The 2,686-nt window shown below is 71.9% G+C and carries 5 protein-coding genes; 3 read left to right on the forward strand and 2 right to left on the reverse strand.

All coding sequences use genetic code 11. The annotated features are described in order from the left end of the window. Positions 1-16: 16 nt before the first annotated feature. The 3 genes from JWN68_RS02655 to JWN68_RS02665 are packed head-to-tail and all read left to right on the forward strand — an operon-like array spanning position 17 to position 569. Positions 17-127 (forward strand): universal stress protein, encoded by a 111-nt coding sequence (locus JWN68_RS02655; protein ID WP_297734289.1) that lies wholly within the window; start codon positions 17-19, stop codon positions 125-127. A 35-nt stretch (positions 128-162) separates the two neighbouring features. Then, the gene (locus JWN68_RS02660; RefSeq protein WP_297734276.1) at positions 163-318 is read left to right on the forward strand and encodes a hypothetical protein; all 156 of its coding nucleotides are present in this window, start codon (positions 163-165) and stop codon (positions 316-318) included. Continuing rightward, entirely contained in the window at positions 315-569 is a 255-nt protein-coding gene (locus tag JWN68_RS02665; protein ID WP_297734279.1) for an MmcQ/YjbR family DNA-binding protein, read from the forward strand. Before JWN68_RS02660 ends, JWN68_RS02665 begins: the two co-directional genes overlap by 4 nt. A gap of 38 nt (positions 570-607) precedes the next feature. Here JWN68_RS02665 and JWN68_RS02670 read toward each other — a convergent pair whose 3' ends face one another. Continuing rightward, complete coding sequence (locus JWN68_RS02670) at positions 608-1,894, reverse strand: glycosyltransferase (protein ID WP_297734282.1); 1,287 nt, start codon at positions 1,892-1,894, stop codon at positions 608-610. 13 nt (positions 1,895-1,907) lie between these two features. Beyond that, positions 1,908-2,686 (reverse strand): glycosyltransferase (locus JWN68_RS02675; protein ID WP_297734285.1); only part of this gene is annotated, 779 nt, incomplete at its 5' end.

A 2,686-nucleotide genomic window follows, 5' to 3' on the forward strand; every position in this document is an offset into this window, starting at 1 on the left:
TTCGCAGCAGGCGTCCTTGCTCGTGGTGGGGTCGCGTGGCCTGAACGCGTTCACCGGCATGCTGCTCGGTTCGGTGAGCCACGAGGTCCTGCACCGCGCCCAGTGCCCGGTCGTGGTGGTGCGCTGATCGGCGGACGGTCGCTCGTGTGCCAACCTACCGGGGTGGCGCACCCGAGCATGTTCGACGACGCGGACCCGGTCCTGCGCCGGGTGAGGGCACTCGCGCTGGGCCTGCACGACGCGGGGGAGAAGATCTCGCATGGCCGTCCGGCCTTCTTCACCACCAAGATCTTCGCCTACTACGGGGGGGCTCGGTGAAGGTGGCAGGCAGCTATCGCCAGCATGAGCAGCCGGTGCTGGTGCTGGTCGATGCCGGCGAGCGCGAGGCGCTGCTCGGCGACGACCGCTGCTACGTGCCGGCCTACCTCGGCGCCTCCCACGGGATCGGCCTGGACCTCACCCAGGACACCGACTGGGACGAGGTCGGCGTGCTGCTCGACGCCAGCTACCGGCGCACTGCAGGACCGCGCAGGGTCGCGGTGCTCGACGCACAGGCACCCGCAGGCTGACGTCTCGGGCCACGGCACGACGACGGTGCGTCGCGTGGTCAGTCCATCAAGGCAGCGCGGGCAACGTGGCGGCCCGGTGCCCGGCGTAGTTCCTCGCCCATCGCGCGAGCCAGCTGAGGGGCAGTGCCGTCGAGAACGCTGCGCACAGCTCTGCCAAGGTCTGCGGACGTGACCACGTTCGGGTCGAGCGCTGCCCCCAGCCCGGCCGCCTCGATCGCCGCCGCTCCGGCGAACTGGTCGGTGGAGAACGGCAGCACCACCATCGGCACGCCGGCGGTGAGTGCCTCGGTCACGCTGTTGTTGCCGCCGTGGGTGATCAGCAACGCGGCGCGCTGCAGCAGGGCGACCTGCGGCAGGTAGGGACGAACCAGCCAGTCGGGCGGGACGTCCGGCAGCCCGGTGGCGGAGCCAGTAGCCACCGCGACCCGGAGACCGAGCGGCCGCAAGGCATCCAGCACGGCCGCCAGCACGTCGTCGCGGGCCGACAGGAAGCTGCCGAAGCTCACGTAGACCACCGGCTGGTCGTCGGCCGTGAGCCACTCCCGGACGTCGTCGGCCGCGGGCTCGGCCCGTACGGCCGAGCCGAGGAACGCGTGCGGTGGCAGCAGGGCCATGCGTGCCGGGTCGTGCAGGGCCGTCGGGTAGTTCAGCATCAGCAGGTCACCGTGCTCGGCGAACGCGTCCGCCGACGGTGTGGCACCGGGCGACAGCACGCGCAGAGCGTCGTTCCACTCCGCAGTGAACGCGTCGCGTACGTCGCAGCACAGCCGGTGAAGGGCAGCGAGATCGGAGTCCGAGGCGGTGAAGGCGGCCGGCCAAGCCGGCGGGTAGCCGTACACCTCGTCGCCGACGGGCAGTGCGGACGGGTGGCCGAGCACGACATCGGCATACGGAATGCCCGCCACGGTCAACGCGAGGCGGGCGCTGAACGCCAGGTGGTCGACGATCACCTGGTCGGGCTTCACCCGGTCGACGAGGTCCAGCACGGCCCGGGCCCGATCCACCGGCTCCCACAGCAGGTCGATGCGCCGCGCCTCGGCCTGGTAGCGCAACGTCGCCACCATGCCGTGCCGGGTGGCGTCGAAGAAGCCGCGCAGCGCGTCGTCCTCGCCGGGCGGCTGCTGCTCGACCCTGATGACACCCGGATTCGATCCTCGGCCCAGCACCAGGTCGGCCCGGTCGAAGCCGAACCCTGCGACGATGCCGGCGGTCGCCGGTCCGGTCGCCACCACCACCTGCTCGCCGGCGTCGCTCCAGGCCGTCGCGAGGGTCGCCAACGGCAGCAGGTGCGACGCATAGTCCGGACTGATCACCAACAGGGTCATGCGAACGACCGGGTCACGAGCGGTCCGCCGTACGGGCGGCACCCGCATAGATCGAGCTCAGCCGCTCGGCCATGGCCTGCACCGTGAAATCGGCGCTGATCCGCTCATGGGCGCGGCCCATCCGCTCGTCCTGACCGGGGGCAGTCGCGATGTCGAACGCGGTCCGGATGGCGCGGGCGACCTCCCCCGGTAGGCGGGTGTCGACCAGCACACCGGTCACCCTGTTGTCGATGAAGGTGGCTGGGCCGCCGCCGGCTGCGGGACCCACGACCACCAGCCCGGAGGCCAGGGCCTCCAACAGGGCGAGGCCGAACTCCTCCTTGAGGCTGCTGCACACGTACACCCCGTCCGGGCCGAGGCCGCCGACCCTGCCCGCACGCGCGGCCGCCAGCCAGACCGCCACCACGTGGTTGGGGCGGTGACCGGGCAACAGCACGCCTGCGGCAGCGTCGGGGAAACGTTCCAGCACCTGGGCGATCCGATCGAGCTGCTCACGTTCGTCCGGAGAGGGATCGGTGATGTCGCCGCCCACGATCAGCAGGTTGCATCGCTCGGCCAGCTCAGCATCGCCGGCCCACGCCTCGACCAGGGTGGCCATCCCCTTGACCCGGTGGAGGCGCCCCACGCTGAGCACGAGCGGCAGCCCCCTGCGGCGCTCAGGCAGGGCGGCGACGAGCGCATCGAGCTCGGCGAGCGCAGGACTGGGCGTCCCGGGCCGCCCGAGCTCGGCGCTGGCCGAGGCACTGACCCCCAGATCGATGCCCTCCGGAACCACGGTGAACCGGTCCGGCT

The sequence above is a fragment of the Nocardioides sp. genome, from assembly GCF_025964975.1.
Lineage (GTDB): Bacteria > Actinomycetota > Actinomycetes > Propionibacteriales > Nocardioidaceae > Nocardioides.